Origin of the sequence: Phreatobacter sp. (genome assembly GCF_027532945.1) — a bacterium.
Taxonomy (GTDB): domain Bacteria; phylum Pseudomonadota; class Alphaproteobacteria; order Rhizobiales; family Phreatobacteraceae; genus Phreatobacter.
Genome location: NZ_JAPZTZ010000005.1, coordinates 30,883 through 54,969, shown reverse-complemented (window position 1 = coordinate 54,969; position 24,087 = coordinate 30,883). Strand labels below are relative to the sequence as shown.

The following is a 24,087-nucleotide window of genomic DNA, read 5'->3' as shown; positions in this document are numbered from 1 at the left end:
GCTTCAGACCGCGGTCACTTGCGCGACAGGCTGTCGATCTTCTTCTGCATCGCCGCGAGCTGGGTCTTCAGCTCGTCGAGATCGCCGGCTGCCGGAGCCGCGGCGGGAACCGGGACCGGAGTGTCGCCCGCAGGCTTCACATCGGTGACGGGCTCGCCGTCCTCGCGCCGGGCAAAGGGCGAGAACATGGCGAAGGCCTTCTCGAACAGGTCCATGTTGCGGCGGATGTGCTGCTCGAAGGGGGCCACCAGCGGATTGACCCCGAGGGCCGAGGAGAGCTGGTTGCGCAGCTTGTCCTGCTCGCGTGACAGCGTGTCGATCGAGAGTTCCAGGTAGCGCGGCACGAGCAGCTGCATGGAATCGCCGTAGAAGCGGATCAGCTGGCGCAGGAACGACACCGGCAGGAGGTTCTGCCCGTCCTTGTTCTCCTGCTCGAAGATGATCTGGGTCAGGACGGAGCGGGTGATGTCGTCGCCCGTCTTGGCGTCATAGACGAGGAAGTCGTCGCCCGCCTTCACCATCGATGCGAGGTCCTCCAGCGTCACGTAGGTGGATGTCCCCGTGTTGTAGAGCCGGCGGTTCGCGTATTTCTTGATGGTGACCGGATCTTTCTTGGCCATCGTTCCCCCTGGTCCCTTGCCGGCGCCGTCTCCCCGCGACGCCATGAGACTGTCACGATAGGAGTATTTTGCAGCTGCTGCCAAGCTTTTGTGCAATGCCGCTCTGCCTTTACCGGCGAAAGCCCGCGGCATCAGCAAATGGGCGCGGTTGACATGGGCTCCCTGCCCCGCACAAGGTCAGCCGCGACCCGGCCGGGCGAGGTTCCGGCGCCATCCACCAGGAGGAATTCATGTCCGAGGACGTCGTCATCGTCGGTGCCGCCCGTACGCCGGTCGGTTCGTTCAACGGAGCCCTGGCCTCTCTGCCGGCTCATGATCTCGGGGCCATCGCAATCAAGGAGGCGCTGTCGCGCGCCAAGGTTGATCCCGCCGATGTCGACGAGGTTGTCTTCGGCCAGATCCTCACTGCCGGCCAGGGGCAGAACTCTGCCCGCCAGGCCGCGATGAAGGCCGGCATTCCCGCCGAGAAGACCGCGTGGGCGCTGAACCAGCTCTGCGGCTCGGGCCTGCGCACCGTCGCGGTCGGAATGCAGCAGATCGCCAATGGCGACGCCAAGATCATCGTCGCCGGCGGCCAGGAGAGCATGAGCCAGGCGCAGCACGTGGCGCATCTGCGCAACGGCACCAAGATGGGCTCGCTCGAGATGGTCGACACCATGCTCAAGGACGGCCTGATCGACGCCTTCCACGGTTACCACATGGGCATCACCGCCGAGAACGTCGCCGAGAAGTGGCAGATCACCAAGGACGAGCAGGACCAGTTCGCCGTCGCCTCGCAGAACAAGGCAGAGGCCGCGAAGAAGGCCGGTCGCTTCAAGGACGAGATCGTCCCGGTGACGATCAGCACCCGCAAGGGCGACATCGTCGTCGACACCGACGAGTATATCCGCGACGGCGCGACGATCGACGCCATGGGCAAGCTGAAGCCGGCCTTCAAGAAGGACGGCACGGTGACCGCCGGCAATGCCTCAGGCATCAATGACGGCGCCGCCGCCATCGTGCTGATGACGCGCTCGGAGGCGGAGAAGCGCGGCCTGAAGCCGCTCGCCACCATCCGCTCCTGGGCGACCGCCGGCGTCGATCCGGCGATCATGGGCACCGGCCCCATCCCGGCCTCGCGCAAGGCGCTGGAAAAGGCCGGCTGGACGCCAAAGGATCTCGACCTGATCGAGGCCAATGAGGCCTTCGCCGCCCAGGCCATCGCCGTCAACAAGGACATGGGCTGGGACACGTCCAAGGTGAACGTCAATGGCGGCGCTATCGCCATCGGCCACCCGATTGGTGCCTCGGGCGCCCGCGTCCTCGTCACCCTGCTGCACGAGATGCAGAAGCGCGACGCCAAGAAGGGCCTCGCCACCCTCTGCATCGGCGGCGGCATGGGCGTCGCCATGTGCATCGAGCGCTGAGCCGGCGTTCGACGGAGTTCACGCCTGGCGCCGGGACCGGCGCCACTGCGACATGCGCTTCGCCGGGAATGGCCGACATTCCCGGCGGGGGCTTCATCTCCCCCCGCGATGAAGTGATCATACAACCTGGCACACAAGAGGCCGGGACACGAGAATCGTCTATCCACGGGAACGCAGAGCAAGGAGCATGATGATGGCGAGGGTGGCGTTGGTCACGGGGGGCACGCGCGGCATTGGCGCGGCGATCTCGAAGGCGCTGAAGGATGCCGGCTACAAGGTGGCGGCGAACTATGCCGGCAACGACGAGGCGGCGGCGAAGTTCAAGGCGGAGACGGGCATCCCGGTCTTCAAGTGGTCCGTGGCCGATCACGAGGCCTGCGCCGCGGGCATCCGCCAGGTCGAGGCTGAGCTCGGGCCGGTGGACGTGCTGGTGAACAATGCCGGCATCACCCGCGACGGCATGTTCCACAAGATGACGCTGCAGCAGTGGCGCGAGGTGATCGACACCAATCTCACCGGCGTCTTCAACATGACCCACCCGGTGTGGAACGGTATGCGCGACCGCAAGTTCGGCCGCGTCATCACCATCTCCTCGATCAACGGGCAGAAGGGCCAGGCCGGCCAGGTGAACTACTCGGCCGCCAAGGCGGGCGATATCGGCTTCACCAAGGCGCTCGCCCAGGAAGGCGCGCGGTCCGGCATCACCGTCAACGTCATCTGCCCCGGTTACATCGGCACGGAGATGGTGGCGGCGATCGACCCTGAGGTGCTGAAGACCCGCATCCTGCCGCAGATCCCGGTCGGCCGCCTCGGCGAGCCGGAGGAGATCGCCCGCGCCGTGGTGTTCCTCGCCTCTGACGGAGCGGGCTTCATCACGGGCTCGACCCTGACCGTCAATGGCGGCCAGTACATCACCTGATGGCTCAGCGGCCGCCGTGCAGGGCGCGGCGGCCTCGCCTCAGTTAAAGGCGCTGGCGATCTTGGCGTAGAGGTTGTTCTGCACGCTGTCGCCAAGAGCGTAGACGGCCAGGATGACAACGCCGGCAATGCCGCTGGCAACCAGCGCATATTCGATGGCGGTGGCACCAGACCGGTCGGACGCGAAGCTGCGGCCCTGGTCGATCATGCGGCGAAGGGTGCGAGCCATCCTGGCCTCTCCTGTCAGTCGCGTGCCTCACCCAAGAGTTCGGTGAGGAAGGGAATGAGCGGCTCGTCGGCCGCCGGCATGGGGTAGTCCCTGAGCCTGCCCGGCTTGACCCAGGCGAGCTGCTGGCCTTCGAGGCTCTGGAGCGTCCCCTCCCACCTCCGGCAGAGCCACAGCGGCATGAACAGCTGGAAGGTCTCGTAGCGGTGGCTGGCGAAGGTCAGTGGCGCGAGGCAGGGCTCCTCGACGCGGATGCCGAGCTCCTCGCGAAGCTCGCGGATCAGCGTCTCTTCCGGCCTCTCGCCCGGCTCAACCTTGCCGCCGGGAAATTCCCAAAGCCCCGCCATCGGCTTGCCTTCGGGCCTTTGCGCCAGCAGGACCCGGCCATCCGGGTCGACAAGGGCGCAGGCGGCCACGAAGACGAGCTTCAACGACATGGCATTCCCGTTCTAGCGGACAGAAGTTAACGCTTGCCGACGGCAACCGCTTGAAACCTTGGGTCGTAATGCCACAGCTCAGGAGCGGTAATCGCCGTTGATGGCGACGTAGTCCTTGGTCAGGTCGCAGGTCATGACCCGCGCCGTGCCGCGGCCGAGGCCGAGATCGGCGGTGATGGTGATGACGTCCTTCTTCATCACCGCGCTGGCCGCAGCCTCGTCATAGGCGGGGTCGCGCTCGCCCTCGTGGGCGACGCGGATGTCGCCGAAGAAGATCGACAGGCGGTCACGCTCGGCCGGCTCGCCGGCCTTGCCGACAGCCATGACGACACGGCCCCAGTTGGCGTCCTCGCCGGCGACGGCGGTCTTCACCAGCGGCGAATCGGCGATGGATTTGGCGACGCGGAAGGCGGAAGCCGCCGAGACGGCGCCCTTCACCACCACATGGACCAGCTTGCGGGCGCCCTCGCCGTCGCGGGCGACCTGCTCGGCAAGGTCGGCGAGCACGGCGTGGAGCGCCTTGCGGAAGCCGGCAAGGCGGCGGTCGTTCGCCTCGGTGATGCGCGGGGCGCCGCGCGTCCCGGCAGCACCCGTGGCGAAGAGCATCAGCGTATCGGAGGTGGAGGTGTCGCTATCGACCGTGACGGTGTTGAAGGTCGTCTTCACGCCCTTCGACAGCAGCGCCTGCAGGGCCGGAGCGGCGATGGGAGCATCGGTGAAGACGAAGGACAGCATGGTCGCCATGTCGGGCGCGATCATGCCGGCGCCCTTGGCCATGCCGTTGATGGTGACGGTGACGCCGCCGATCGTGGCGGTGGCGGTCGCGACCTTCGGGAAGGTGTCGGTGGTCATGATGGCCTTGGCGGCGTCGAGCCAGCCATCGGCCTTGCCGGCGGCGAAGGTCTTGTCGAGCACGGCGTCATACTTGGTGGCGTCGAGCGGCTCGCCGATCACGCCGGTGGAGGCGAGGAAGACCTCGGACTGCTTGCAGCCGGCCGCCTTGGCGGCAATCTTCGCCGTCAGCGCAACGGCATCGCGGCCCTTCTTGCCGGTGAAGGCATTGGCATTGCCGGAATTGACGACAAGGGCGCGGGCCTGGCCACCGGCCAGGTTCCCACGGCACCAGTCCACCGGTGCGGAGGGGCACTTGGACCGGGTGAAGACGCCGGCGACCGTGGTGCCCTTGGCGAGGCCGACGGCGAGCACGTCGGTGCGGCCCTTGTAGCGGATGCCGGCCTCGGCGGTGGCGATGGTGACGCCATCGATGGGGGGCAGGACCGGCACCGTCTTCGGCGCGAGGGGGGAGACGGGGGGCACGAACTTGGCCATGGCGGTTCCTCGGGTCTGCCGCTCTCGGACGTCGGCGAACGGCCAGCCCTTAGCCCAACCGGGTCACGGCGAAAAGACGGCCCACCCGCATGGAGGCCCAAACGCTCACGCTGCGGCGTCGGCGACCGCCGCGGAGGCGGCACCGAGGATGCCGAACCGTTCGAACACGGCGGCCATGTCCTCAAGCGGCGTCGGGCGGCCGAAGAGATAGCCCTGGGCCTCGTCGCAGCCCTCAGCCTTCAGCAGGGCGAGCTGCTCCTCCGTCTCGACGCCTTCCGCCGTGCTGGTGATGCGCAGGCTGCCGCACAGGCTGGTGACGGCGCGGACGATGGCGCTGCTCTCGCGGGCGGAAGCGAAGTCCTGGAGGAAGGAGCGATCGATCTTCACCTTGTCGAAGGGGAAGGTGCGCAGATAGCCGAGCGAGGAATAGCCGGTGCCGAAATCGTCCATGGCGATGGCGCAGCCCACCGTTTTCAGGCGCATCATCATGCTCATGGCGCCGTCGATGTCAGCCATGAGGGCATTCTCGGTGATCTCGAGTTCCAGCCGGCGGGCGGGCAGGCCGGCGCCGTCCAGCGATGCCTGCACAACGGCCGGGAAGTCGGGATCGGCGAGCTGCTTCGGCGAGACGTTGACCGCGACCTTGAGGTCGTGGCCCCAGGCCGCGGCATCGGCGCAGGCGCGCTCCAGCACCCAGCGACCGATCGGCACGATCAGGCCAATCTCCTCCGCCATGGGGATGAACTCGTTCGGCGAGACCATCCCCCGCTCGGGATGACGCCAGCGCACCAGCGCCTCGAAACCGACAAGGCGGCGCGAGGTCACGGCCACCACCGGCTGATAGTGGAGCAGGAACTGGCCCTCGGCGACGGCGCGGCGCAGGTCCTGTTCGAGGCGGTGGCGCTCCTGCATGCGGGCGTCCAAGGCAGATTCGAAGAAGCAAATGCGGGCGCGTCCGTCGCCCTTGGCACGGTCGAGCGCCATGTCCGCCTTCTGCATGGCGAGTTCAGCCGGATCGCCGCCGGCGAGGGCGATGCCGACGCTGGCGGTGACGACGATCGTGTCACTGCCGACGACGAAGGGAGCCTCGAGCGCCGCCATCACCTCCTGCGCCAGCAGCGAGGCGGCGCGCGGCTGCGGCCCGGCGGTCTGGACGATGGCGAATTCATCGCCGCCGAGGCGGGCCACCATGTCCTCGGGGGAGATGACCCCGGCGAGGCGGGCTGCCACCTGCTTGAGCATCTCGTCGCCGATGGCACGGCCGAGCGCGTCGTTGAGCGCCTTGAAGCGGTCGAGGCCGAGGCAGAGGATCGCCACCTCCCCTCCGCGACCCTCGCCGCAGAGGTTCGCCAGCCGCTCGTTGAAGCTGGCGCGGTTGGCAAGGCCGGTGAGCGCGTCGTGGGAGGCCATGTGCTCCATGCGGGTCTGCGCGGCCCGATAGGCATCGATGTCCTCGGTGAGGCCGATCCACTCGTAGCCCTCCCCATTCGCAGCGGCGGCGCGGGTCGCGCGGGCGCGCACCCAGCGCCAGCTGCCGTCGGCGACGCGGATACGGTACTCCGCGTCATAGGGACTGCCTGTCTCGTAGGCCTTCCGCCAGAGGGACTTCACGCGGCGCATGTCGTCCGCATGGATGTTGGCAAACCAGTCGCCATCCAATCGCGCGTCGAGACCCGTCAACTCGCTCCAGCCGGTCGAGGTCGCTTGGCCGTCGGAGTTGACCCGCCAGAAGACCAGCGTCCCCGTCGTGGCCAGGAGATGCTGGCGTCGCTCGGCATCGGCGAGGGATCGGGCTGCTTCAGCCTCGGCGACGGCACGCGCCCGCAGAGCCTTTTCCGAACTCTCAAGGGACAAGCGCAGGGCTTCGAACTCCGCGATGTGGGAATATTCCGCCGCGGTCGGCGGACGCTCGGCGCCGGCAGCGATGAGCCGGGCGCGAGCGGCGATGGCCGTGACGGGCCTGAGGATCGTACGGCCAAGGCGCGAGGCGGCCAGCAGCGCGACGATGACGGCCAGCGCCGCTGCGGCGACCAGGCCGAGCAGCGGGCCGGTGGCGCGGGCACGGAAGGCCGAGAGAGGCTCGCCGACCACCAGCACCCAGCCGGCGCTGTTGGCGATGGTCTTGAAGCCGAAGATCGCCTGCCGGCCGTCGGCCGCCATGGTCGTGAAGGTGCCGCTTTCCCGGGCGGTAGCCATGCGATCGGCCCAGCCGGGCGCCTGCTCACCGATATGCTGTTCCGGATCGACGCTGCGGGCAACGAAGCGCCCGGTGCCGTCGACAATCGCCATGATCAGGTCGTCGCTCGTTGGCCGCGAGCGCTTCAGAACCTGGACAAGCCGCTCCGGAGGCACGACCACGGCGATGAGCCGCGTCTCCTCGTCATTGTGGGATATTGCGGCGGCGACGGCGATGCGGAGCTCGCGTGTCGACGGATCAACGAAGAGGTTCGACACGGCGGGGCGCGTGGTCTCCACCGCCCGGCGCAAGGTTTCCAGCGGGACGCCGCGGGGCGACAGCCCATCACCTTCGGGCACGCGGCCCGAGACGAAGATCTCCTCGATCAGGCGACCGCCGATCCGCCGCTCTGCCGCAGCAGCCCAAGGGTCGGCGATAAGGCTCGCAGCAGGGTGAGTCGGCACGACGGAGAGAACATTGAGGAGGGCGATGCCGCGCTCCAACTCCGATTCCGCAGCGCGCGCAAGGGTGTTGGCGGTTTCAAGGAGGCGGCCGGACTGGGCGTCCTCGAAGGCACGACCGGCGAGGAAGACGGCAAGGATGGCCGCGCCGATGGTCGGCAGCAGGGCCACCAGCACAAGCCCGGTCAGGTACCAGGTCAGGCCGCGGCCCGAAGGCACGGTGGCCGGCGTCCGAAGGTCCTGCGGGTCGGTCATCATGCGCGCCAGACGTGTCCTTCCGTAAGGCCTACCGTCAACCTCTTACCGAATCGGAAACACCACGTCTCGATCCTGTGTAATGCCATGCGCCCGTTCGGGCCAAGATGACAGAGCTTTCATGACCATCGCGGAGGCAACGTGCTAAGAAACGGCATGAGCCTCATGGAAGCCATCCGCGAAGCGCTGTCGGCGCTACGCGCCCACAAGCTCCGCTCGGCGCTGACCATGCTTGGCATGGTCATCGGCGTCGCGGCGGTCATTGCGATGGTCGCCATCGGCGGCGGAGCGCGGGAGCGCGTTCTCTCCCAGGTGAAGTCGCTCGGCGCCAATCTCTTCATCGTGCTACCGGGCAACGTCACGCAGGGCGGCGTCCGCCTCGGCCTTGGCGCCTCCTCTTCGCTGACCGAGGACGACGCGCGGGCCATCGAGGCCGAGATCCCGGCCGTGCAGGTCACCGCCCCCAACAGCCGCACCCGCACCCAGGTGGTCGCCGGCGGCAACAACTGGTTCACGGAGGTCGTCGGCGTCGATCTCGGCTGGTTCGAGGCGCGTGAATGGACGATATCGTCCGGCCGCCTGTTCGAGCCGGAGGAGACGGCGCGCGGCGGGCAGGTGGTGATCCTCGGCCAGACGGTGGCGCGCAATCTCTTCGGCGAGGGCGTCGACCCGATCGGCGAAACGGTGCGCATCCGCGCCGTGCCCTTCACCGTGATCGGCGTCATGGAGAGCAAGGGCCAGTCGATGATGGGCCAGGACCAGGACGACACGAGCTTCGTGCCCTTGCCGACCCTGCGCCAGCGCCTCGTCGGCGTGAACCGCGCCAATGCCCGCGCCGTGGGTGTCATCCACGTGAAGGTGCGCGAGGGCGAGAGCATGACCCAGGCCGAGGACGACATGCGCCAGCTCCTGCGCCAGCGCCATCGCCTCCAGCCGGGCCAGGAGGACGATTTCCAGATCCGCAACCTCACCGAGATCGCCAACACGGCGGCGGGGGCGGCGACGACCCTGTCGCTGCTGCTGGCGGCGGTCGCGGCCATCTCGCTGGCGGTCGGCGGCATCGGCATCATGAACATCATGCTGGTGAGCGTGACCGAGCGCACCCGCGAGATCGGGTTGCGCCTTGCCGTCGGCGCGCGGCGGCGCGACGTGATGCGGCAGTTCCTCATCGAGGCGACGGCGCTCGCCGCCATCGGCGGCGTGGTCGGCATCATGGCCGGGCTCGGCGCGGCGCTCGGCGTCTCGGCGCGTTTCGGGTGGCCGCTGCTCGTCGAACCGCAGTCGATCGTCGGCGCGGTGCTGTTCTCCGGCCTCGTCGGCGTGTTCTTCGGCTGGTATCCGGCACGGCGCGCGAGCCGGCTCGACCCGATCACTGCGCTCCGGACGGTCTGAGGCGCGTCTAGAGCGGCCGATCTGACTGGATCAGATCAGAAACCGCTCTATCTCGTGGTCTTGTCGCATCATCTCATCCATCAACCGGTGCCCACTTGATGGGATGATGCTCTAGAAAATGCGGCCCCGCGCCCGCCAGATGGCGGCGTTGAGTTCGCCGCCGAGCACGAAGATCGCCGCGGAATAATAGAGGAAGACCAGCGTCACCATGACCGAGGCAAGGCCGGCATAGGTGTTGACGTAGTTCTGGGCGAAATGGGCGAGGTAGGAGCCGAAGATGGTGCCGCCGAGAAGCCAGAGCACCAGCGTCGCGACGATCCCCGGCAGCACATCGATGAAACTGCGGCGGCCGGCCGGCAGCAGCAGATGCACCACAGTGAGCGCGATGACGATGACCACCGAGGCGGCGGCGACGCGAAGAAACAGCACGACCCAGCCGAAGGGTGCGAGCCAGGGGACGATGCGCACGGCGGTCGCCCAGATCAGCGGCCCGAGTACCACCAGCACGGCGGTGATGAGCAGCGCCACCGCGCCAATCAGCACATAGGCGATGGATTCCAGGCGGCAGAGATACCACCAGCGCATCTCGCGCACCTCATAGGCGCGGTTGAGGCCGGCGCGCAGCGCCTCGACGCCGTTGGAGGCGAAGTAGACGGCGAGCAGCGCGCCGATCGTGAGGAGGTCGGTACGGGTGGTGGTCAGCACCGTCTCGATCTCTCGGGCGATGGGCCGGGCAACGACCTCGGGCCAGGCCTCGAGCAGGATGCGGGTCACCTCTTCGCTATAGGGCCGGGCGCCGGCGAAGCTCGCCAGCGCGGTCACCAGGATGAGGAAGGGGAACAGCGACATCAGCCCGTTAAGGGCGATGTGGCTGGAGATGGCCCAGCCGTCGTCTTCGAGGAAATGCTCGAAGGCTTCCCACGCCACCCGGAATGGCATCAGCATCGGAGATCCTTTCGTCGCGGGACATTTGGCACAGAATGGGCCGGGCACAAGAGCGCGCAATTGACGCTCGTTAACGCGGGTCCCATATGCCGGCGATGACACCGCAGCATTTCGACCAGCAACTTCTCGGGCGCCGCCGGGTTCGCGCCGCATCCGGAGAGCCGGCGGACTTTTTGCTGCGGAGGGTGGCCGAGGATCTCGCCGACCGACTGACGCTGGTGCAGCGCCAGTTCTCCGCCATCGCCGACCTCGCATCCCCGACGGATGCGCTGCGCGAGGCGCTGGCCGCCCGCGGGCTCGCCCCCGTCATCGCGACGGAGGCGGTGGAGGCGCTGGCGCGGCGGCGCGCGGCGCCGGTCGTGGTGGCGGCACCCGACATGCTCCCCTTCGCCGATGCCAGCCACGACCTTGTCGTCTCCGCCCTCGGCCTGCAATTCGTCGACGACCTGCCGGGCGCCTTCGTCCAGGTGCGGCGGGCCTTGAAGCCCGACGGCCTTTTCCTCGCCGCGCTCGCCGGCGGCGACACGCTGACCGAGCTGCGGCAGGCCTTCGCCGAGGCCGAGAGCGAGGTGGATGGCGGCCTGTCGCCGCGTGTCGCGCCCTTTGCCGATGTGCGCGATATCGGCGCGCTGCTGCAGCGGGCGGGCTTTGCCCTGCCGGTCACCGACACGGACCGGGTGGTGGTGCGCTATCGCGACGTCTTCGCGCTGATGCGCGACCTGCGCGCCATGGGCGCCACCAATCCGCTGCTCGGACGCCGCCGGGTGCCGCTGAAACGTGGCACGCTGCTGCGCATGGCGGAGATCTATCACCACCGTTTCGCCGATCCGGACGGGCGCATCCGCGCGACGTTCCAGATCATTACCCTGTCCGGCTGGGCGCCACACGAGAGCCAGCAGAAGCCGCTGAAGCCCGGCTCCGCCAAGGCGCGCCTCGCCGATGCGCTGAAGGCGATCGAGATCCCCGCTGGCGAGAAGCCGGGCGGCTGATCCGTCCTGCGCAAGGCGGGCTCGACAGGCCCCGCGCCACCGCCCTAGTCTCCCGCTCCAACGTCTCCCGCTCCCATTTCATTCCCGACCGAAGGCCGCCTCCCATGGACATGACCGGCACGCAGCGCATCGAGGCCCCGCGCGAAGTGGTGTGGGCCGCGCTCAACGATCCCGACGTGCTGCGCCAGTGCATCCCGGGATGCGAGAGCATGGAGCGCATCGGCGACAACGGCTTTTCGGCCAAGGCGGTGCTGAAGATCGGCCCGGTCAAGGCGAGCTTCACCGGCCAGGTGACGCTCTCCGACATCGACCCACCCAACGGCTACACCATTTCCGGCGAGGGCAATGGCGGCGTCGCGGGCATGGCCAAGGGCGGCGCGACGGTGAAGCTCACCGAAGAGGGCGATGGCGTGACGCTGCTCACCTATGACGTGAAGAGCCAGATCTCCGGCAAGATCGCCCAGCTCGGCTCGCGCCTGATCGACGCCACGGCGAAGAAGCTGGCGGGCGAGTTCTTCGAGAGCTTCTCGAAGGTCGTGGCGCCGCCGGCCGAGGGCGAGGAGATGCCCGAGGCGAAGAAGAAGTGGTGGCAGTTCGGCAAGAAGTGAGGGACGAAGCGGGGGGGCCCGCCTGACGGCTTCTCACTCCGCCCGCTTCTCGATCGCCTCCATGTCCGCATCGGACAGGCCGAAATGGTGGCCGATCTCGTGCACCAGCACATGGGTGACGATGTCGCCCAGCGTCTCCTCGTGCTCGGCCCAGTAGTCGAGGATCGGGCGGCGGTAGAGCCAGATCATGTTGGGCATGGCGCCCGAATGCTGCACGGACTGGAACGGCATCCCGGTCCCCTGGAACAGCCCGAGCAGGTCGAAATCGGTTTCCGCCCCCATCTCCTGCAGCACCTCGTCAGTGGGGAAGTCCTCGACGCGGATGACGAGGCCCTTGCAGAGAGCGCGGAAGTCGTCCGGCAGGCGCTCATAGGATGATGCCGCGATGGCCTCGAAGGCGTCGAGGTCCGGCGCCTTCAGCGCGGCGAGGGCTGCCTGATCCATGGTTCAGCGCCCGTAGGTGAGATAGAGCCAGACGAGGCAGCCAATGGCCGCGACGATGGCGAGGATGCGGCCGACGCGCTTGCCCCAGATTTCCGCGGGATCTTCGGATTCGCCCTTGGCGGTGAAGAAATCGCTGCTGCGCTGGAGCGCGGATTCCATCATGGGCGCGGAATCGCGGTGGGCACGGTCGAGGATGCGGCGGGCTTCGTCCTGCCGGCGGGCATCCGGTGAACGGTCATCGGGCTGGCTCATGGGGGGAGACTAGCCCATGGCGGGGGGACGGGTCATCCTGCCGCGAGGTCGCGGCGATGCCGGCGCTCCCATCAAGGGTTTGGTGACCATGATGGGGCATGATGCGGCACAGACCGGATTTGTGCCTCGTCCCGGAGTATGCGTGATGGTCCGCCGCGTTCCCCGCCTTCGCCTCGCCGCCATCGCGGCGACGCTGCTGCTTCCCGCCGCCCCGGCCAGCGCCACGCCCTTCTGGGCCGGCTGGTTTGGACAGGACCGCCCGGTGATCTACCGGCCCGTCGTCACGCCGAAGACCTATTACTTCGCCCCGGCGGGCACGGCCGAGGTCCTGCCGCATCCGCACCACCGCCACGGCCATCCACACCGGCACCCGCATCGGCACCGGCCGCAGCACTGAGCCGATGTCAGGCCTCCTCGAGGCCGACAATGGCGCGGGCGAAATCGCGCGCCGCGAAGGGCTCAAGGTCGTCGATCCCCTCGCCCACGCCGATGAAGTGAACGGGAAGGCCGGTCTTCGCCGCGACCGCGACGAGGATGCCGCCGCGCGCCGTGCCGTCGAGCTTGGTCATGACGATGCCGGTGACGCCGGCCGTACGGCCGAAGGCCTCGACCTGGGTGAGCGCGTTCTGGCCGGTGGTGGCGTCGAGGACGAGCAGAACCGCATGGGGGGCCGCGGCATCGACCTTGCGGATGACGCGCACGACCTTCTCCAGCTCGGCCATGAGCTCCGCCTTGTTCTGAAGGCGGCCGGCCGTGTCGAGGATGACCACGTCTGTGCCGGCCTCCTGCGCCTGCTTCACCGTGTCGAAGGCGAGGCCCGCAGCATCGGACCCTTGCGGCCGCGTGACGACCGGCACGCCGGTGCGCTCGCCCCAGACCTTGAGCTGGTCGATGGCGGCGGCGCGGAACGTGTCGCCGGCGCCCAGCATGACCGAGCGACCCTCGGCGCGGAACTTGGCGGCGAGCTTGCCGATCGTGGTGGTCTTGCCGGCGCCGTTGACGCCGACGACCATGACGACGAAGGGCTTGGCCGCGCTGACCTCCAGCGGCATCGCAACCGGGGCCAGCACGGCCTCGATTTCGGCGGCAAGCACCGCGCGCACCTCGTCGGGCGAAATGTCCTTGCCGAAGCGGCCCTTGGACAGGGCGCCGGCAATGCGGCCCGCCGTCTCGACGCCAAGGTCAGCCTGGATCAGCAGGTCCTCCAGCTCCTCCAACGTGTCGCCGTCGAGCTTGCGCTTGGTGAAGAGGTCGGTGACGCCGGTGCCGAGCTTCGAGGAGGTGCGCGACAGGCCCTCGGTGAGGCGGCGCCACCAGCTCTTGCGCTCGACGGGCGCCTCGGGCGCGGCCGGGGCGGTGGCAGCGTCCTGGCCGAAGAGCCGCTGGAAGAAGCCGGGACGCTTCGGTTCGTCGGGCTTCGTCGGATCGGACATGATGAGGCGGCTCTCTGCAGGGCGGGCGGCGTAGCCCACCGCATTTAGGCCGCCGGGCGGGCGCTGGCTAGGGCCGGCACGACTGGCGGGCCGTGGCGCAGGGTCCTATGGATGGGCCATGACGTCCGAGAAAGACATGCGCGCGGCTTCGCCCCACCCCGTCCCCGACGATCCGCTCGAGCTCATCCCGCGCCTCCTCCACCGCGATGCCAGCGTGCTCATCCTGAACAAGCCGGCGGGCCTGCCGGTGCACAAGGGGCCGGGCGGCGGTGTGACGCTGTCCGACCAGCTCGACGTGCTGCGCTTCGGCCTGCCGCGCGCGCCGGAACTCGCCCACCGGCTCGACAAGGACACGGCGGGTTGCCTCGTCCTCGGTCGCCACCGCCGCGCACTGGAACGGCTCGGGCAGATGTTCAAGCGCGGCGAGGTGGCCAAGACCTATTGGGCGGTGGTCGAGGGCGGCCCGTCGGTCGACGAGGGCGAGATCGCCCTTGCCATGAGCCCGCGCGACCCGAAGCGGGGCTGGTGGATGAAGGCCGATCCGAAGGGCCAGCCGGCGCTGACGCGGTTCCGCGTGCTCGGCCGCGGCGGCAACCGCATCTGGCTGGCGCTGGAGCCGGTCACCGGCCGCACCCACCAGCTGCGCCTGCATTGCGCCGAGAGCGGCTTTCCGATCCTCGGCGACACGATCTATGGCTCGGCGCCGCGTCGCGATGGACCCGGCCTGCACCTGCTTGCGCGCTCCGTCGTGATCCCCTTCGATCCCAAGCGCCCGGCGATCATTGCCGAGGCCCCACCGCCGCCCGCGATGACGGCGGCGCTCACCTCCTGCGGCTGGGACGGATAGATCTATTTTTTAAAGACTCCGCCTACGCGGCTTTACGCTTGATTTCCGTTACGTCATCGGTGCATCGGACGAGCGGCGGGCTTGGCGCTACACCGCACAGCCGCGATAGTGGGGCAAAGGGAGAGCACGCGATGGCAGCCCATTACGACAAGCGCGAAACGCGCGACGAGGCCGCTCGCGAAAAGGACCTGATGAAGCGGCTGCCGCAGGTCCTCACCTCCGTGGTGAAGATGCCGGCCTGGCGCCGTCATCTCGGCAAGATCGACCCGCGGTCGATCACCTCGCGCGCCGCGCTGGCACAGCTCCCCATCCAGCGGAAGTCGGAGCTGCCGGGGCTCCAGAAGGCGTCCCTGCCCTTCGGCGGTTTCGTGCCGGGCAAGCCCAGCGCCTTCGGCCGGCTCTTCATGTCGCCGGGGCCGATCTTCGAGCCCGAGGCCATCGGCCAGGATGTCTGGCGCGTCGCCCGGGCCATGGCCGCCGCCGGCTTCAAGCGCGGCGACATCGTGCTCAACACCTTCTCCTACCACCTCACCCCTGGTGCCTGGTGCTTCGATTCCGGGGCGCGGGCGGTGGGCTGCGCCGTCATCCCGGCAGGTCCCGGCAACACCGATGCCCAGTTCGACCTGATCGAGGCCTATCGTCCCGGCGCCTATGCGGGCACGCCCGATTTCCTGAAGATCCTGCTGGACGCGGCCAAGGAGAAGGGCCGCGACGCCTCCTCCATCAAGCGCGCACTGGTCGGCGGCGCCGCCTTCCCTGCCAGCCTGCAGAAGGAGGTCGCCGCGCGCGGCGTCGATGCCTACCAGACCTATGCCATCGCCGAATGCGGCGTCATCGCCTACGAGACCGAGGCGCGCGAAGGCCTGGTGCTGAACGAGGACATCATCCTCGAGGTGGTGCGGCCCGGCACCGGCGATCCGGTGGCGCCGGGCGAAGTCGGCGAGGTGGTCATCACCGTGCTCGACCCGCACCATCCGCTCATCCGCTTCGCGGTCGGCGACCTCACGGCGATCCTGCCGGGGCAGTCGCCCTGCGGGCGCACCAACACCCGCATCAAGGGCTGGATGGGCCGCGCCGACCAGACTGCCAAGGTCAAGGGCATGTTCGTGCGACCGGAACAGGTGGCCGAGGTGGTGAAGCGCCATTCCGAGATCGCCCGCGCCCGCCTCGTCATCAGCCGCGTCGAGGAGACCGATGCCATGACGCTGAAGGTGGAAACGCGGACCCGCGCCGTGGAGTTCATCCATGCGGTGACGGAGAGCGTGCAGGCCGTGCTGAAGCTGAAAGGCGCAGTGGAGCCGGTGAAGCCCGGTTCGCTGCCGAACGACGGCAAGGTGATCGAGGACACGCGGCCGGTCGGCTGAGACCTGCCGCGCATCACAGCCTCAGCGGAACATCGGCGCGTAGCGGTCGCGATAGGCCACGACCAGCATCAGGCCGGTGACGACCAGGATCGCTGCGAGCGGCAGGCCCTGGGGATTGAGGAAGATGTGGAACAGCACGATCGTCGCCATGACCGGCGCGATGAGCGCGAGGCCGAAGGCCGGCGCGATATTGAAGAGCAGCGACAGGCCGCCGACCAGGTTCACCGTCTTCAGGAAGGGCCAGAAGAAGCCCGAGGCCTGCAGGCCCTGCTCGAACAGCAGGCCGGCGGGCGAGACCGGCGGGTGGATCAGGTGCTGGCCGGTAGCCATGGCCCAGAAACCGTCGACGGCGCTCACGAGGAAGAGAAGCGCCAGGATGGTGCGGGGAGCGTGGACGAAGAGAAGGGCGGCCATCGAAACCTCGGATGCAATGCTGCGCGGTGCGCGGGAGGGGCGCTGTCTCGGCCCCCAAGGTTTCCCTTCCGCGTCACCGCCGTCGCATCGGATGTTTCGTCAGGCCGCAGCCCTCACACCCAGCCCTTCAGCTCGCGCTCGACGATGTCGGTGATGACCGTCATGCCGAGGTCGCTGTCGTTCAGGCAGGGGATGTAGGTGAACTTCTCGCCGCCATTCTCCTCGAAGATGTGGCGGTTTTCGCCGTCGAGCTCCTCGAGCGTCTCGAGGCAGTCGGCGGAGAAGGCGGGGGCGATGATGGCGAGCTTCTTCACGCCGCGCTTGGCGAGGTTCTCGACCGTCTCGTCGGTATAGGGCTTCAGCCACTCGTCAGGCCCGAAGCGCGACTGGAAGCTCATCATCAGGCGCTCGGGCGAATAGCCGAGCTCCTCGCGCAGCAGGCGCCAGGTCTTGGCGCACTGGCAATGATAGGGGTCGCCCTTCAGCAGGTAGCTCTTCGGCATGCCGTGGAACGAGGCGACGATGACCTCCGGCTCGAAGTCGAGGGTGGCGAGGTGATTGCGCACCGACTGGGCGAGGGCCGAGATATAGGCCGGCTCGTCGTGATAGGGCGGTGCGACGCGAATGGTCGGCTGCCAGCGCATCTCCATCAGCGCGCGAAACAGATGGTCGTTGGCGGTGGCCGTCGTCGCCGCGGCATACTGGGGGTAGAGCGAGACGGCGAGGATGCGGTCGCAGCCCTCGGCCATCAGCTTCTCGACCGCCGGCTTGATCGCCGGATTGCCGTAGCGCATCGCCCATTCGACATGAATGTCAGGGTTGACCGAGGACATATGCGCGGCGAGCTTCTCGGCCTGGTTCCGCGTGATGGTCTTGAGGAAGCTCTCGTCCTTCTCGGTGTTCCAGATCGTCGCGTAGTCCTTGCCCTTCTTCTGGGGCCGCGTCTGCAGGATGATCAGGTTGAGGATCGGCCACCAGATGGCGCGCGGCGTCTCGATGACGCGGCGGTCCGACAGGAACTCCTTGAGATAGCGGCGCATCGACCAGTAGTCGGTGCCGTCGGGCGTCCCGAGATTCATCAGGAGCACACCGATCTTGCCGGCCTTCACGGGCACGTGGCCGGCGGGAAGTTTCATCTCGCGCATGGGGTCTCGCGGCTGGGTAATCTCGCTGGGCGCGTGATACGCCCGAAACGGATGTGTGGGAAGCAGGTACGCCGCCGCGGGGCCGATGGATTTTGAAAGGCTCAGGCGCGGGCCCGCAGGACCGCCGTTCCGGCGAGCAGAAGACCCGCCACGGCGCCGATCGTGCCGGCGGCGTTGAGGGCGAGGGCCGAGCCGACGGCGCGGGGGGCAAGGATGGCCGCGCCATAGCCGACGAACACGGTCCCGAGCGCGATGGCGGCGGACAGCGCGACCTGCGTGGACAGCCGCTGCGTCAGGAGCCGGGCGGTCGCGGCCGGGCAGACGATCATCGCCACGGCGAGGACGACGCCGACCGACTGGAAGGCCGCGGTGCAGGCGAGCGCCGTGGCGGTGAGGAGCGCCGCCTCCAGCAGGCCGACCGGCAGGCCGCTCGCGCGGGCGAAGACGGGATCGAAGGCGAGCAGGGCCAGCTCCTTGCGGAAGACAGCGAGGATGGCGACGACGAGGACAAGGACCAGGGTGAGTTCGAAGACCACCGGCGGCAGCGTCGCGGCCATGGCGAGGATCCCGCCCTCGCCGGCATCGGCGCCGACCCAGATCAGCCCTTCGAGATAGCCGGTGATGACGTGGTGGACGTCGAAGCCGGTGCGGGCGAGGCCCGACCATTCCAGCACCAGGACGCCGAAGGCAAAGAAGGTGGTGAAGACGACGCCGAGCGCAGTCCCCGGCTCGACCCGGCCGGCGCGCACCAGGACAGCGACCAGGGCCGAGGCGGCAAAGGCGCTGGCGACACCGCCGATCAACACCACGACGCTGCCGGCAAGGCCGGTGAGCGCCACGGCGATGACGACGCCCGGCACGACAGCATGGCTGAGTGCATCCGCCGCCATGGCGCGGCGGGTGAGGACGAGCAGATTGCCGACGAGGGCGCAGGCCAGCGCCGAGAGGCTGGCGGCCAGCAGCGGCACGAAATCGACGGTCCAGAATTCGCTCATGCGACGCCCCCGGCCAGGAGGCCACGGGCCCGCCCGAAGACCATGCTGACGGCGAAGAACAGCGCCGCGACAAGGACGATGGCCGGTCCCGTCGGCGTATCGGTCAGGATGGCGGAGAGCGCGGCGCCGGTCAGCGCAGAGGCCGAGCCGATGGCGGCTGCGAGCACCACGACGATGCCGGCGCGATCGCTCCAGAAGCGGGCGGCGGCGGGGGGAATGACGACGAGGGCGACGGCGAGGACGAAGCCGGCAATGGGCAACGCCGCAACCACGACGCTGGCGCAGAGGAGAGCCACCAGCGCGTCGAGACGGGCCACCGGCAGGCCGATCGTGGCGGCGAAATCCGGGTCGAAGGCGACGGTGGAGAGTTCCTTGAGCACGAGGCCGATGACGGCGAGGACGAGGACGGCGAGGCCGCCCATCAGCCAGGCCTCTTCCGGCAGCATGCCCGCCGCCGACCCGAAGAGAAGCTGTTCCAGGCCGGCCTGGCTGCCGACCGAGAGCGTCTGGACGACGGAGAGGAGCGCGAGGCCGAGGCCGAAGCCGGAGGCGAGCACGGCGGCGGTGGCGGTGTCGTGGCCGATGCGCGGGCGGCGCGCCAGCCATTCGATGGCGGCCAGCGAAAGGATGGCGGCAATCGCTGCGCCGCCCATGAGCCAGGCGGCCTCGCGGGGGGCGCGGCCGAGCAGGGCGGCGAGGAGGAAGGCGCCGGCAATGCCGGGCAAGGTGCCATGGGCGACCGCATCGGAGACGAGCGCCTTGCGGCGGAGCATGGCGAAAGTGCCGGCGGCGCCCGCCGCGCAGCCGAGCGCTGCGACGCCGATCATCACGACGATGGTGTTGAAGCCAAGGCCTGCGAGGAGGCTCATGGGCGGGCGACCAGCGGCACGCCATAGGCGCGCGCCAGGATCTCCGGCGTGAAGGCGGTGGCGACGGAACCGGCGGCGATGACCTTGCGGTTCAGCACCAGCACGTCGGAGAAGCGCTCGGCCACCGTGCCGAGATCGTGGTGGACGCAGACGACCAGCCGGCCCTCTCGGTCGAGGGCGTCGAAGACATCGAGGATGATGCGCTCGGAGGCAGCGTCGACGCCGGCGAGCGGCTCGTCTAGGAAGAGGATGCGGGCGTCGCGCGCCAGGCCCCGGGCGAGGAAGACGCGCTGCTGCTGGCCGCCGGACATCTGGCCGATCTGGCGGGCGGCGAGGTCGGCAAGGCCGACGCGGTCGAGCAGCGCCATGGCCCGGTCGCGGCGGGCCCGGCCATAGCCGCGCAGCCAGCCGGCCTCGCGCACCATGCCCTGGAGCACGACATCGAGGGCGGTGGCGGGGAAATCCCAGTCCACCGAGGCGCGCTGCGGCACATAGGCCGTGGCCTCGCGCCGCTCGGCGACCGGGCGGCCGCCGATCGTGGCCCGTCCCGTGGAGGCGACGAGGCCGAGGATGGCCTTGAGCAGGGTCGACTTGCCCGCCCCGTTCGGCCCGACAATGGCGGTGAGGCCACTCGCCGGCGCGGTCCAGGTGACGTCCTCCAGCGCCGGCACGCCGCGATAGGCGACGGAAAGGCCCTCGACGGCGAGGCGATCGTCGAGGCCGGCGGCGGTGGCGGGAGGCGTGATGGCGAGCATGTCCAAGATCCCCCGAGCCTATCAGCCGGTGAGCCGGCCGGACATGCCCTTTTCGGGAGCGGTGCCGCCGAGGGCGCGGGCGATGGCCGTGACATTGTGGTCGATCATGCCGAGATAGGTGCCCTCATAGGTGCCGGGCTTGCCCATGGCATCGGAGAAGAGTTCGGCGCCGATGGTGACGCGGTGGCCGCGGCGGGCCGTGCCCTCGATCACTGCGCGGATGTTGCGGTCGGAGACGGAGCTCTCCACGAAGACGGCGGGGATCTTGCGGGTGACGATCAGGTCAACGGTCGCCTCGATGGCGCGCAGGCCGGCCTCGCTCTCGGTCGACAGGCCCTGGATGCCGTGAACCTCCAGGCCATAGGCGCGGGCGAGATAGCTGAAGGCGTCATGGGCGGTGACCAGCATCCGCCGCTCCGGCGCGACGGAAGCGAGAACCTGACCGGCATAGGTGGCGAGGGCTTCGAGCTTGGCGACCGCCGGGGCGAGATCGGGCGTCACCTTGCGGCGGCCCTGGATATCGGCGGCGGCAAGCGCGTCGGAGACGGCGCGCACCACGGTGATCCAGAGCTTCGGGTCCATCCAGACATGCGGGTCGGGCTTGTCGGCGACCTCCTCGTCCTTCAGCAGCTGGTCCTTCGGAATAGATTCGGCGGCCATGACCGGCGCGCGGCGACGGGCGATCTGGCGGAAGGTCTCGCGGAACTGCGCCTCAAGGCCGAGGCCATGGGCGATGACCATGTCGGCCTGGGTCAGCTTGACGATGTCGGCGCGGGTCGGCCGGTAGAGGTGCGGGTCGACGCCCTCGCCCATCAGCGCCTCGACGCGGACCTGGTCGCCGGCGAGCATCCGGACGGCATCGGCGAGCATCGCGGTGGTGGTGACGATGGACAGGCGCGTCGGCGCACCCTGAGCCATGGCACCCGGGGCCATGGTGCCGGGCGCCAATCCCGCGAGGGCCGCGGTGGCGAGGAGATGGCGTCGGGTCAGGGCCTGCATGGCATCACCTCGGCGGGGCGATCAAGCGCCGCTGTTGCAACTCATTCGCAAAGAGAGTGGGGCTGCAGGGCCTTCCTGTCAAGATTGCGAGGCATTCGCAAGAACACGTCGATGTGAAACACCGCCGCGGCAGTGACGCAATCGCGATGCAATGTGACGGTGATGGAGTGCGAGGGTTCCCCTGGCGCGCCAGCCCTCTCCCTGATGGAGCCCCTCCTGATGTTCCCGTTCGTCGGCAGCGACATCGCCCTGATCGGCATCGTCGTCCTCGTCGTCCTGTTCCTCTTCGCCGGCATCAAGACCGTGCCCCAGGGCTATCAGTGGACCGTCGAGCGCTTCGGCCGGTACACGCGCACCCTCACCCCCGGCCTGCAGCTCATCATCCCCTTCATCGACCGCATCGGTCAGAAGGTGAACGTGATGGAGCAGATGCTCGACGTGCAGAGCCAGGAGGTGATCACCAAGGACAATGCCAAGGTGACGGTGGACGGCATCATGTTCTTCCAGGTGCTCGACCCCGCCCGCGCCTCCTATGAGGTGACGCGGCTCGATGCCTCGCTGATGAACCTCGCCATGACCAATATCCGCACGGTGATGGGCTCGATGGACCTCGACGCCCTGCTGTCGAACCGCGACGCCATCAACGAGAGCCTGCTGCGGGTCGTCGACCAGGCCGCCTCGCCCTGGGGCGTGAAGGTCACGCGCATCGAGATCAAGGACATTGCCCCGCCCAACGACCTCGTCGCCGCCATGGGCCGGCAGATGAAGGCCGAGCGCGAGAAGCGCGCGGTGATCCTCGAGGCCGAGGGGCAGCGGCAGTCGGAGATCCTGCGCGCCGAGGGCGAGAAGCAGTCACAGATCCTCGAGGCCGAGGGCCGGCGTGAGGCGGCCTTCCGCGACGCCGAGGCGCGCGAGCGCCTGGCGCAGGCCGAGGCCAAGGCGACGGAAATGCTGTCTGCGGCGATTGCCGGCGGCAACGCGCTCTCCGTGAACTACTTCATCGCCGAGAAGTACCTGAAGGCGCTGGAATCGCTCGCCACCTCGCCGAACCAGAAGACGCTGATCCTGCCTGCCGAAACGACGCAGATCCTCGGTTCGCTCGCCGGCATCGGCGAGATCGCCAAGGCCGCCTTCGGGCCAGACGCCGTCGCCCGGCCGCCGGTTCGTGGCGGGTCGGTCCCGAGCACCGGAGGCTGAGATGATCGTCACGACCCTCGCCTCCTGGGGCGCCTGGAGCTGGATCGTCGCTGCCGCCATCCTCATGGCGGCGGAGATCCTGGCGCCCGGCTATGTGCTGATCTGGCTCGGCGGCGCCGCGGCGCTCACCGGCCTGCTCTTCCTCATGGTGCCGGCGCCCTGGCAGGTGCAGTTCGCCGTCTTCGCGGTCCTCGCCCTCATCAGCCTCTATGGCTGGTTCAAGATGGCGCGGGCGAGCACCACAACGCCCAGCGACCGGCCCGACCTCAACCGCCGGTCCGAGGCCTTGGTCGGGCGCGAATTCGTGCTGGAGGAGCCGATCCAGGCGGGGCGCGGCCGCATCCGCCTCGCCGATTCCGTCTGGGCGGTGACCGGCCCGGACCTCGCCGCGGGGCGGCGCGTCAGGGTGGCCGCGCTCGATGGCGCGACACTGGTGGTCGAGGCGGCCTGAGCCGCCTCTGCCAGCGCGATCACGCTACGGTCGGCCAGGGCGTCTCGGCGACGGGGGTCCGCGGCCCCTTGCCGTCGGCGAAGGACACCAGATTGTCCACGACCAGCTGCGCCATGGCGTTGCGGGTGTGGACCGAGGCCGATCCCACATGGGGGAAGAGCACGACGTGGTCCATGCCGATCAGCTCGGCCGGGACGCGGGGCTCGTCCTCGAAGACATCGAGGCCGGCGGAGAGGATGGTCTTCGCCTTCAGCGCCTCGATGAGCGCCGGCTCGTCCACCACCGAGCCACGGCCGACATTGATGACGATGCCGTCGGACCCGAGCGCCTTCAGCACCTCCGCATTGACGATGCGATGGGTCGAGGCGCCACCGGGGGCGACAATGAGCAGGACGTTGACGTCCTTCGCCATGTCGACCAGCGAGGGATAGTAGCGATAGGCGACGTCCTTCTGCTCGGTGCGGCCATGATAGACCACCGGCACGCCGAAGGCCTCGAGCCGCTTGGCGATGGCCTTGCCGATGCGGCCGAGGCCGAGGATGCCGACCTTGCGGTCGCGCAGCGTGCCGGTCAGCGGATAGGGCTTCTCCAGCCACTTGCCGGCGCGCAGGTAGCGGTCGGTCTGCGGGAACTGGCGCACCGTGCAGAGCAGCAGGCCGAGGGCGGTGTCGGCCACCTCCTCGTTGAGCACGTCGGGCGTGTTGGTGACGACAATGCCGTTCTTGCCCGCCCAGGCGGCGTCCACGTGGTCATAGCCGACGCCGAAGGACGAGACGATCTTCAGTCCGGGAAAGCGGCCCATGAGGGCGGGGTCGCAGGGCATGTGGCTGCCCGAGGCGATGGCCGACACACTGGGAGCGAGCTGGCGCAGCATCGCCTCCTTGTCCTCGGCGAGCCACAGCTTGTGGACAGTGAAACGCTGAGCCAGCTGGTCCTGGATCATCTGCATCATCGGACCGGTCATCAGCAGATCGGGCTTCGTCATGGTCGTCTCCTCGGGGGCGGCGGCGGTGAGACTGGCGATCACACGCCAATTTTCAACCGATTGAATTTCAACCGTCGGCCCCTCTGATGTCACTTGATTTCAGTTTTTTCGACATGCCACACTGGCTGCGAGAAACAGCCAGATGCCGCGCCGGCCCCATGGGACCGGATCGCAG

25 protein-coding genes and 1 pseudogene are annotated in these 24,087 nt (G+C 68.8%); 10 read left to right on the top strand and 16 right to left on the bottom strand.

The window, feature by feature from the left end; genetic code table 11:
• Nucleotides 1–14: 14 nt before the first annotated feature.
• Nucleotides 15–620 (bottom strand): polyhydroxyalkanoate synthesis repressor PhaR, encoded by a 606-nt coding sequence (gene phaR, locus O9344_RS04720; protein ID WP_298473451.1) that lies wholly within the window; start codon nucleotides 618–620, stop codon nucleotides 15–17.
• 230 nt (nucleotides 621–850) lie between these two features.
• Between phaR and O9344_RS04715 the strand changes: the two genes are divergently transcribed.
• Both O9344_RS04715 and O9344_RS04710 read left to right on the top strand, forming a co-directional pair.
• Nucleotides 851–2,026, top strand: coding sequence for an acetyl-CoA C-acetyltransferase (locus tag O9344_RS04715; protein WP_298473448.1), 1,176 nt, complete (start codon nucleotides 851–853; stop codon nucleotides 2,024–2,026).
• Nucleotides 2,027–2,219: 193 nt separating this feature from the next.
• Nucleotides 2,220–2,945, top strand: coding sequence for a beta-ketoacyl-ACP reductase (locus O9344_RS04710; protein WP_298473445.1), 726 nt, complete (start codon nucleotides 2,220–2,222; stop codon nucleotides 2,943–2,945).
• 39 nt (nucleotides 2,946–2,984) lie between these two features.
• Here O9344_RS04710 and O9344_RS04705 read toward each other — a convergent pair whose 3' ends face one another.
• The 4 genes from O9344_RS04705 to O9344_RS04690 all read right to left on the bottom strand — a co-directional run bounded on the left by O9344_RS04705 (nucleotide 2,985) and on the right by O9344_RS04690 (nucleotide 7,831).
• Complete coding sequence (locus O9344_RS04705) at nucleotides 2,985–3,173, bottom strand: Flp family type IVb pilin (protein ID WP_298473440.1); 189 nt, start codon at nucleotides 3,171–3,173, stop codon at nucleotides 2,985–2,987.
• A gap of 14 nt (nucleotides 3,174–3,187) precedes the next feature.
• Nucleotides 3,188–3,607: a (deoxy)nucleoside triphosphate pyrophosphohydrolase gene (locus O9344_RS04700; RefSeq protein ID WP_298473438.1), complete on the bottom strand. Its 420-nt coding sequence runs from the start codon at nucleotides 3,605–3,607 to the stop codon at nucleotides 3,188–3,190.
• Between the two features lie 78 nt (nucleotides 3,608–3,685).
• Nucleotides 3,686–4,936 carry a bifunctional glutamate N-acetyltransferase/amino-acid acetyltransferase ArgJ gene (gene argJ, locus O9344_RS04695; protein ID WP_298473435.1) on the bottom strand — a complete coding sequence of 417 codons (1,251 nt, stop codon included), beginning with the start codon at nucleotides 4,934–4,936 and terminating at the stop codon, nucleotides 3,686–3,688.
• Between the two features lie 105 nt (nucleotides 4,937–5,041).
• On the bottom strand, nucleotides 5,042–7,831 hold the full coding sequence (locus tag O9344_RS04690) for an EAL domain-containing protein (RefSeq protein ID WP_298473432.1): 2,790 nt from the start codon (nucleotides 7,829–7,831) through the stop codon (nucleotides 5,042–5,044).
• A gap of 153 nt (nucleotides 7,832–7,984) precedes the next feature.
• Between O9344_RS04690 and O9344_RS04685 the strand changes: the two genes are divergently transcribed.
• Entirely contained in the window at nucleotides 7,985–9,220 is a 1,236-nt protein-coding gene (locus O9344_RS04685) for an ABC transporter permease (RefSeq protein WP_298473427.1), read from the top strand.
• Between the two features lie 111 nt (nucleotides 9,221–9,331).
• Here O9344_RS04685 and O9344_RS04680 read toward each other — a convergent pair whose 3' ends face one another.
• On the bottom strand, nucleotides 9,332–10,165 hold the full coding sequence (locus O9344_RS04680) for a YihY/virulence factor BrkB family protein (RefSeq protein WP_298473425.1): 834 nt from the start codon (nucleotides 10,163–10,165) through the stop codon (nucleotides 9,332–9,334).
• 86 nt (nucleotides 10,166–10,251) lie between these two features.
• On the opposite strand from O9344_RS04680, the gene O9344_RS04675 reads away from it, so the two are divergent.
• Complete coding sequence (locus O9344_RS04675; protein ID WP_298473422.1) at nucleotides 10,252–11,154, top strand: methyltransferase domain-containing protein; 903 nt, start codon at nucleotides 10,252–10,254, stop codon at nucleotides 11,152–11,154.
• 104 nt (nucleotides 11,155–11,258) lie between these two features.
• Nucleotides 11,259–11,762, top strand: coding sequence for a carbon monoxide dehydrogenase subunit G (locus O9344_RS04670; RefSeq protein WP_298473419.1), 504 nt, complete (start codon nucleotides 11,259–11,261; stop codon nucleotides 11,760–11,762).
• Between the two features lie 33 nt (nucleotides 11,763–11,795).
• On the opposite strand, the gene O9344_RS04665 is transcribed toward O9344_RS04670, so the two are convergent.
• Together O9344_RS04665 and O9344_RS04660 are read right to left on the bottom strand one after the other, a co-directional pair.
• A complete protein-coding gene (locus tag O9344_RS04665; RefSeq protein ID WP_298473416.1) occupies nucleotides 11,796–12,206 on the bottom strand; it encodes a metallopeptidase family protein in 411 nt (136 codons plus the stop codon).
• A 3-nt stretch (nucleotides 12,207–12,209) separates the two neighbouring features.
• On the bottom strand, nucleotides 12,210–12,458 hold the full coding sequence (locus O9344_RS04660) for a hypothetical protein (RefSeq protein WP_298473413.1): 249 nt from the start codon (nucleotides 12,456–12,458) through the stop codon (nucleotides 12,210–12,212).
• 145 nt (nucleotides 12,459–12,603) lie between these two features.
• Between O9344_RS04660 and O9344_RS04655 the strand changes: the two genes are divergently transcribed.
• Nucleotides 12,604–12,855: a hypothetical protein gene (locus O9344_RS04655; protein ID WP_298473410.1), complete on the top strand. Its 252-nt coding sequence runs from the start codon at nucleotides 12,604–12,606 to the stop codon at nucleotides 12,853–12,855.
• Between the two features lie 7 nt (nucleotides 12,856–12,862).
• Here the strand turns inward: O9344_RS04655 and ftsY are convergent.
• Nucleotides 12,863–13,786: pseudogene (ftsY, locus tag O9344_RS04650) on the bottom strand (signal recognition particle-docking protein FtsY); the annotation flags it as partial.
• Between the two features lie 223 nt (nucleotides 13,787–14,009).
• On the opposite strand from ftsY, the gene O9344_RS04645 reads away from it, so the two are divergent.
• Together O9344_RS04645 and O9344_RS04640 are read left to right on the top strand one after the other, a co-directional pair.
• Complete coding sequence (locus tag O9344_RS04645) at nucleotides 14,010–14,738, top strand: RNA pseudouridine synthase (protein WP_298473408.1); 729 nt, start codon at nucleotides 14,010–14,012, stop codon at nucleotides 14,736–14,738.
• Between the two features lie 131 nt (nucleotides 14,739–14,869).
• Nucleotides 14,870–16,102 carry an AMP-binding protein gene (locus tag O9344_RS04640; RefSeq protein ID WP_298473406.1) on the top strand — a complete coding sequence of 411 codons (1,233 nt, stop codon included), beginning with the start codon at nucleotides 14,870–14,872 and terminating at the stop codon, nucleotides 16,100–16,102.
• A gap of 21 nt (nucleotides 16,103–16,123) precedes the next feature.
• On the opposite strand, the gene O9344_RS04635 is transcribed toward O9344_RS04640, so the two are convergent.
• The 6 genes from O9344_RS04635 to O9344_RS04610 form a co-directional block, all read right to left on the bottom strand.
• Complete coding sequence (locus O9344_RS04635) at nucleotides 16,124–16,516, bottom strand: hypothetical protein (protein WP_298473403.1); 393 nt, start codon at nucleotides 16,514–16,516, stop codon at nucleotides 16,124–16,126.
• A 113-nt stretch (nucleotides 16,517–16,629) separates the two neighbouring features.
• The gene (gene hemH / locus O9344_RS04630; protein WP_298473400.1) at nucleotides 16,630–17,661 is read right to left on the bottom strand and encodes a ferrochelatase; all 1,032 of its coding nucleotides are present in this window, start codon (nucleotides 17,659–17,661) and stop codon (nucleotides 16,630–16,632) included.
• A 101-nt stretch (nucleotides 17,662–17,762) separates the two neighbouring features.
• Nucleotides 17,763–18,656, bottom strand: a complete 894-nt coding sequence (locus O9344_RS04625; protein ID WP_298473397.1) for a metal ABC transporter permease — start codon at nucleotides 18,654–18,656, stop codon at nucleotides 17,763–17,765.
• Nucleotides 18,653–19,525: a metal ABC transporter permease gene (locus O9344_RS04620; RefSeq protein WP_298473392.1), complete on the bottom strand. Its 873-nt coding sequence runs from the start codon at nucleotides 19,523–19,525 to the stop codon at nucleotides 18,653–18,655. Before O9344_RS04620 ends, O9344_RS04625 begins: the two co-directional genes overlap by 4 nt.
• Nucleotides 19,522–20,280 (bottom strand): metal ABC transporter ATP-binding protein, encoded by a 759-nt coding sequence (locus O9344_RS04615; RefSeq protein WP_298473389.1) that lies wholly within the window; start codon nucleotides 20,278–20,280, stop codon nucleotides 19,522–19,524. Before O9344_RS04615 ends, O9344_RS04620 begins: the two co-directional genes overlap by 4 nt.
• 21 nt (nucleotides 20,281–20,301) lie before the next feature.
• Complete coding sequence (locus O9344_RS04610) at nucleotides 20,302–21,279, bottom strand: zinc ABC transporter substrate-binding protein (protein ID WP_298473387.1); 978 nt, start codon at nucleotides 21,277–21,279, stop codon at nucleotides 20,302–20,304.
• Nucleotides 21,280–21,498: 219 nt separating this feature from the next.
• Here O9344_RS04610 and O9344_RS04605 point away from each other — a divergent pair, with 219 nt between their 5' ends.
• Nucleotides 21,499–22,476: an SPFH domain-containing protein gene (locus O9344_RS04605; RefSeq protein WP_298473385.1), complete on the top strand. Its 978-nt coding sequence runs from the start codon at nucleotides 21,499–21,501 to the stop codon at nucleotides 22,474–22,476.
• A gap of 1 nt (nucleotide 22,477) precedes the next feature.
• Nucleotides 22,478–22,927: an NfeD family protein gene (locus tag O9344_RS04600; protein ID WP_298473382.1), complete on the top strand. Its 450-nt coding sequence runs from the start codon at nucleotides 22,478–22,480 to the stop codon at nucleotides 22,925–22,927.
• Nucleotides 22,928–22,946: 19 nt separating this feature from the next.
• On the opposite strand, the gene O9344_RS04595 is transcribed toward O9344_RS04600, so the two are convergent.
• Nucleotides 22,947–23,912 carry a 2-hydroxyacid dehydrogenase gene (locus O9344_RS04595; protein WP_298473379.1) on the bottom strand — a complete coding sequence of 322 codons (966 nt, stop codon included), beginning with the start codon at nucleotides 23,910–23,912 and terminating at the stop codon, nucleotides 22,947–22,949.
• Nucleotides 23,913–24,087 lie beyond the last annotated feature (175 nt).

Excerpts from the sequence above, each read along its gene's own strand:
- phaR (WP_298473451.1), bottom strand. The coding sequence starts at position 620 with ATGGCCAAGAAAGATCCGGTCACCATCAAGAAATACGCGAACCGCCGG.
- O9344_RS04715 (WP_298473448.1), top strand. The coding sequence starts at position 851 with ATGTCCGAGGACGTCGTCATCGTCGGTGCCGCCCGTACGCCGGTCGGT.
- O9344_RS04710 (WP_298473445.1), top strand. The coding sequence starts at position 2,220 with ATGGCGAGGGTGGCGTTGGTCACGGGGGGCACGCGCGGCATTGGCGCG.
- O9344_RS04705 (WP_298473440.1), bottom strand. The coding sequence starts at position 3,173 with ATGGCTCGCACCCTTCGCCGCATGATCGACCAGGGCCGCAGCTTCGCG.
- O9344_RS04700 (WP_298473438.1), bottom strand. The coding sequence starts at position 3,607 with ATGTCGTTGAAGCTCGTCTTCGTGGCCGCCTGCGCCCTTGTCGACCCG.
- argJ (WP_298473435.1), bottom strand. The coding sequence starts at position 4,936 with ATGGCCAAGTTCGTGCCCCCCGTCTCCCCCCTCGCGCCGAAGACGGTG.
- O9344_RS04690 (WP_298473432.1), bottom strand. The coding sequence starts at position 7,831 with ATGATGACCGACCCGCAGGACCTTCGGACGCCGGCCACCGTGCCTTCG.
- O9344_RS04685 (WP_298473427.1), top strand. The coding sequence starts at position 7,985 with ATGAGCCTCATGGAAGCCATCCGCGAAGCGCTGTCGGCGCTACGCGCC.
- O9344_RS04680 (WP_298473425.1), bottom strand. The coding sequence starts at position 10,165 with ATGCTGATGCCATTCCGGGTGGCGTGGGAAGCCTTCGAGCATTTCCTC.
- O9344_RS04675 (WP_298473422.1), top strand. The coding sequence starts at position 10,252 with ATGCCGGCGATGACACCGCAGCATTTCGACCAGCAACTTCTCGGGCGC.
- O9344_RS04670 (WP_298473419.1), top strand. The coding sequence starts at position 11,259 with ATGGACATGACCGGCACGCAGCGCATCGAGGCCCCGCGCGAAGTGGTG.
- O9344_RS04665 (WP_298473416.1), bottom strand. The coding sequence starts at position 12,206 with ATGGATCAGGCAGCCCTCGCCGCGCTGAAGGCGCCGGACCTCGACGCC.
- O9344_RS04660 (WP_298473413.1), bottom strand. The coding sequence starts at position 12,458 with ATGAGCCAGCCCGATGACCGTTCACCGGATGCCCGCCGGCAGGACGAA.
- O9344_RS04655 (WP_298473410.1), top strand. The coding sequence starts at position 12,604 with ATGGTCCGCCGCGTTCCCCGCCTTCGCCTCGCCGCCATCGCGGCGACG.
- O9344_RS04645 (WP_298473408.1), top strand. The coding sequence starts at position 14,010 with ATGACGTCCGAGAAAGACATGCGCGCGGCTTCGCCCCACCCCGTCCCC.
- O9344_RS04640 (WP_298473406.1), top strand. The coding sequence starts at position 14,870 with ATGGCAGCCCATTACGACAAGCGCGAAACGCGCGACGAGGCCGCTCGC.
- O9344_RS04635 (WP_298473403.1), bottom strand. The coding sequence starts at position 16,516 with ATGGCCGCCCTTCTCTTCGTCCACGCTCCCCGCACCATCCTGGCGCTT.
- hemH (WP_298473400.1), bottom strand. The coding sequence starts at position 17,661 with ATGCGCGAGATGAAACTTCCCGCCGGCCACGTGCCCGTGAAGGCCGGC.
- O9344_RS04625 (WP_298473397.1), bottom strand. The coding sequence starts at position 18,656 with ATGAGCGAATTCTGGACCGTCGATTTCGTGCCGCTGCTGGCCGCCAGC.
- O9344_RS04620 (WP_298473392.1), bottom strand. The coding sequence starts at position 19,525 with ATGAGCCTCCTCGCAGGCCTTGGCTTCAACACCATCGTCGTGATGATC.
- O9344_RS04615 (WP_298473389.1), bottom strand. The coding sequence starts at position 20,280 with ATGCTCGCCATCACGCCTCCCGCCACCGCCGCCGGCCTCGACGATCGC.
- O9344_RS04610 (WP_298473387.1), bottom strand. The coding sequence starts at position 21,279 with ATGCAGGCCCTGACCCGACGCCATCTCCTCGCCACCGCGGCCCTCGCG.
- O9344_RS04605 (WP_298473385.1), top strand. The coding sequence starts at position 21,499 with ATGTTCCCGTTCGTCGGCAGCGACATCGCCCTGATCGGCATCGTCGTC.
- O9344_RS04600 (WP_298473382.1), top strand. The coding sequence starts at position 22,478 with ATGATCGTCACGACCCTCGCCTCCTGGGGCGCCTGGAGCTGGATCGTC.
- O9344_RS04595 (WP_298473379.1), bottom strand. The coding sequence starts at position 23,912 with ATGACGAAGCCCGATCTGCTGATGACCGGTCCGATGATGCAGATGATC.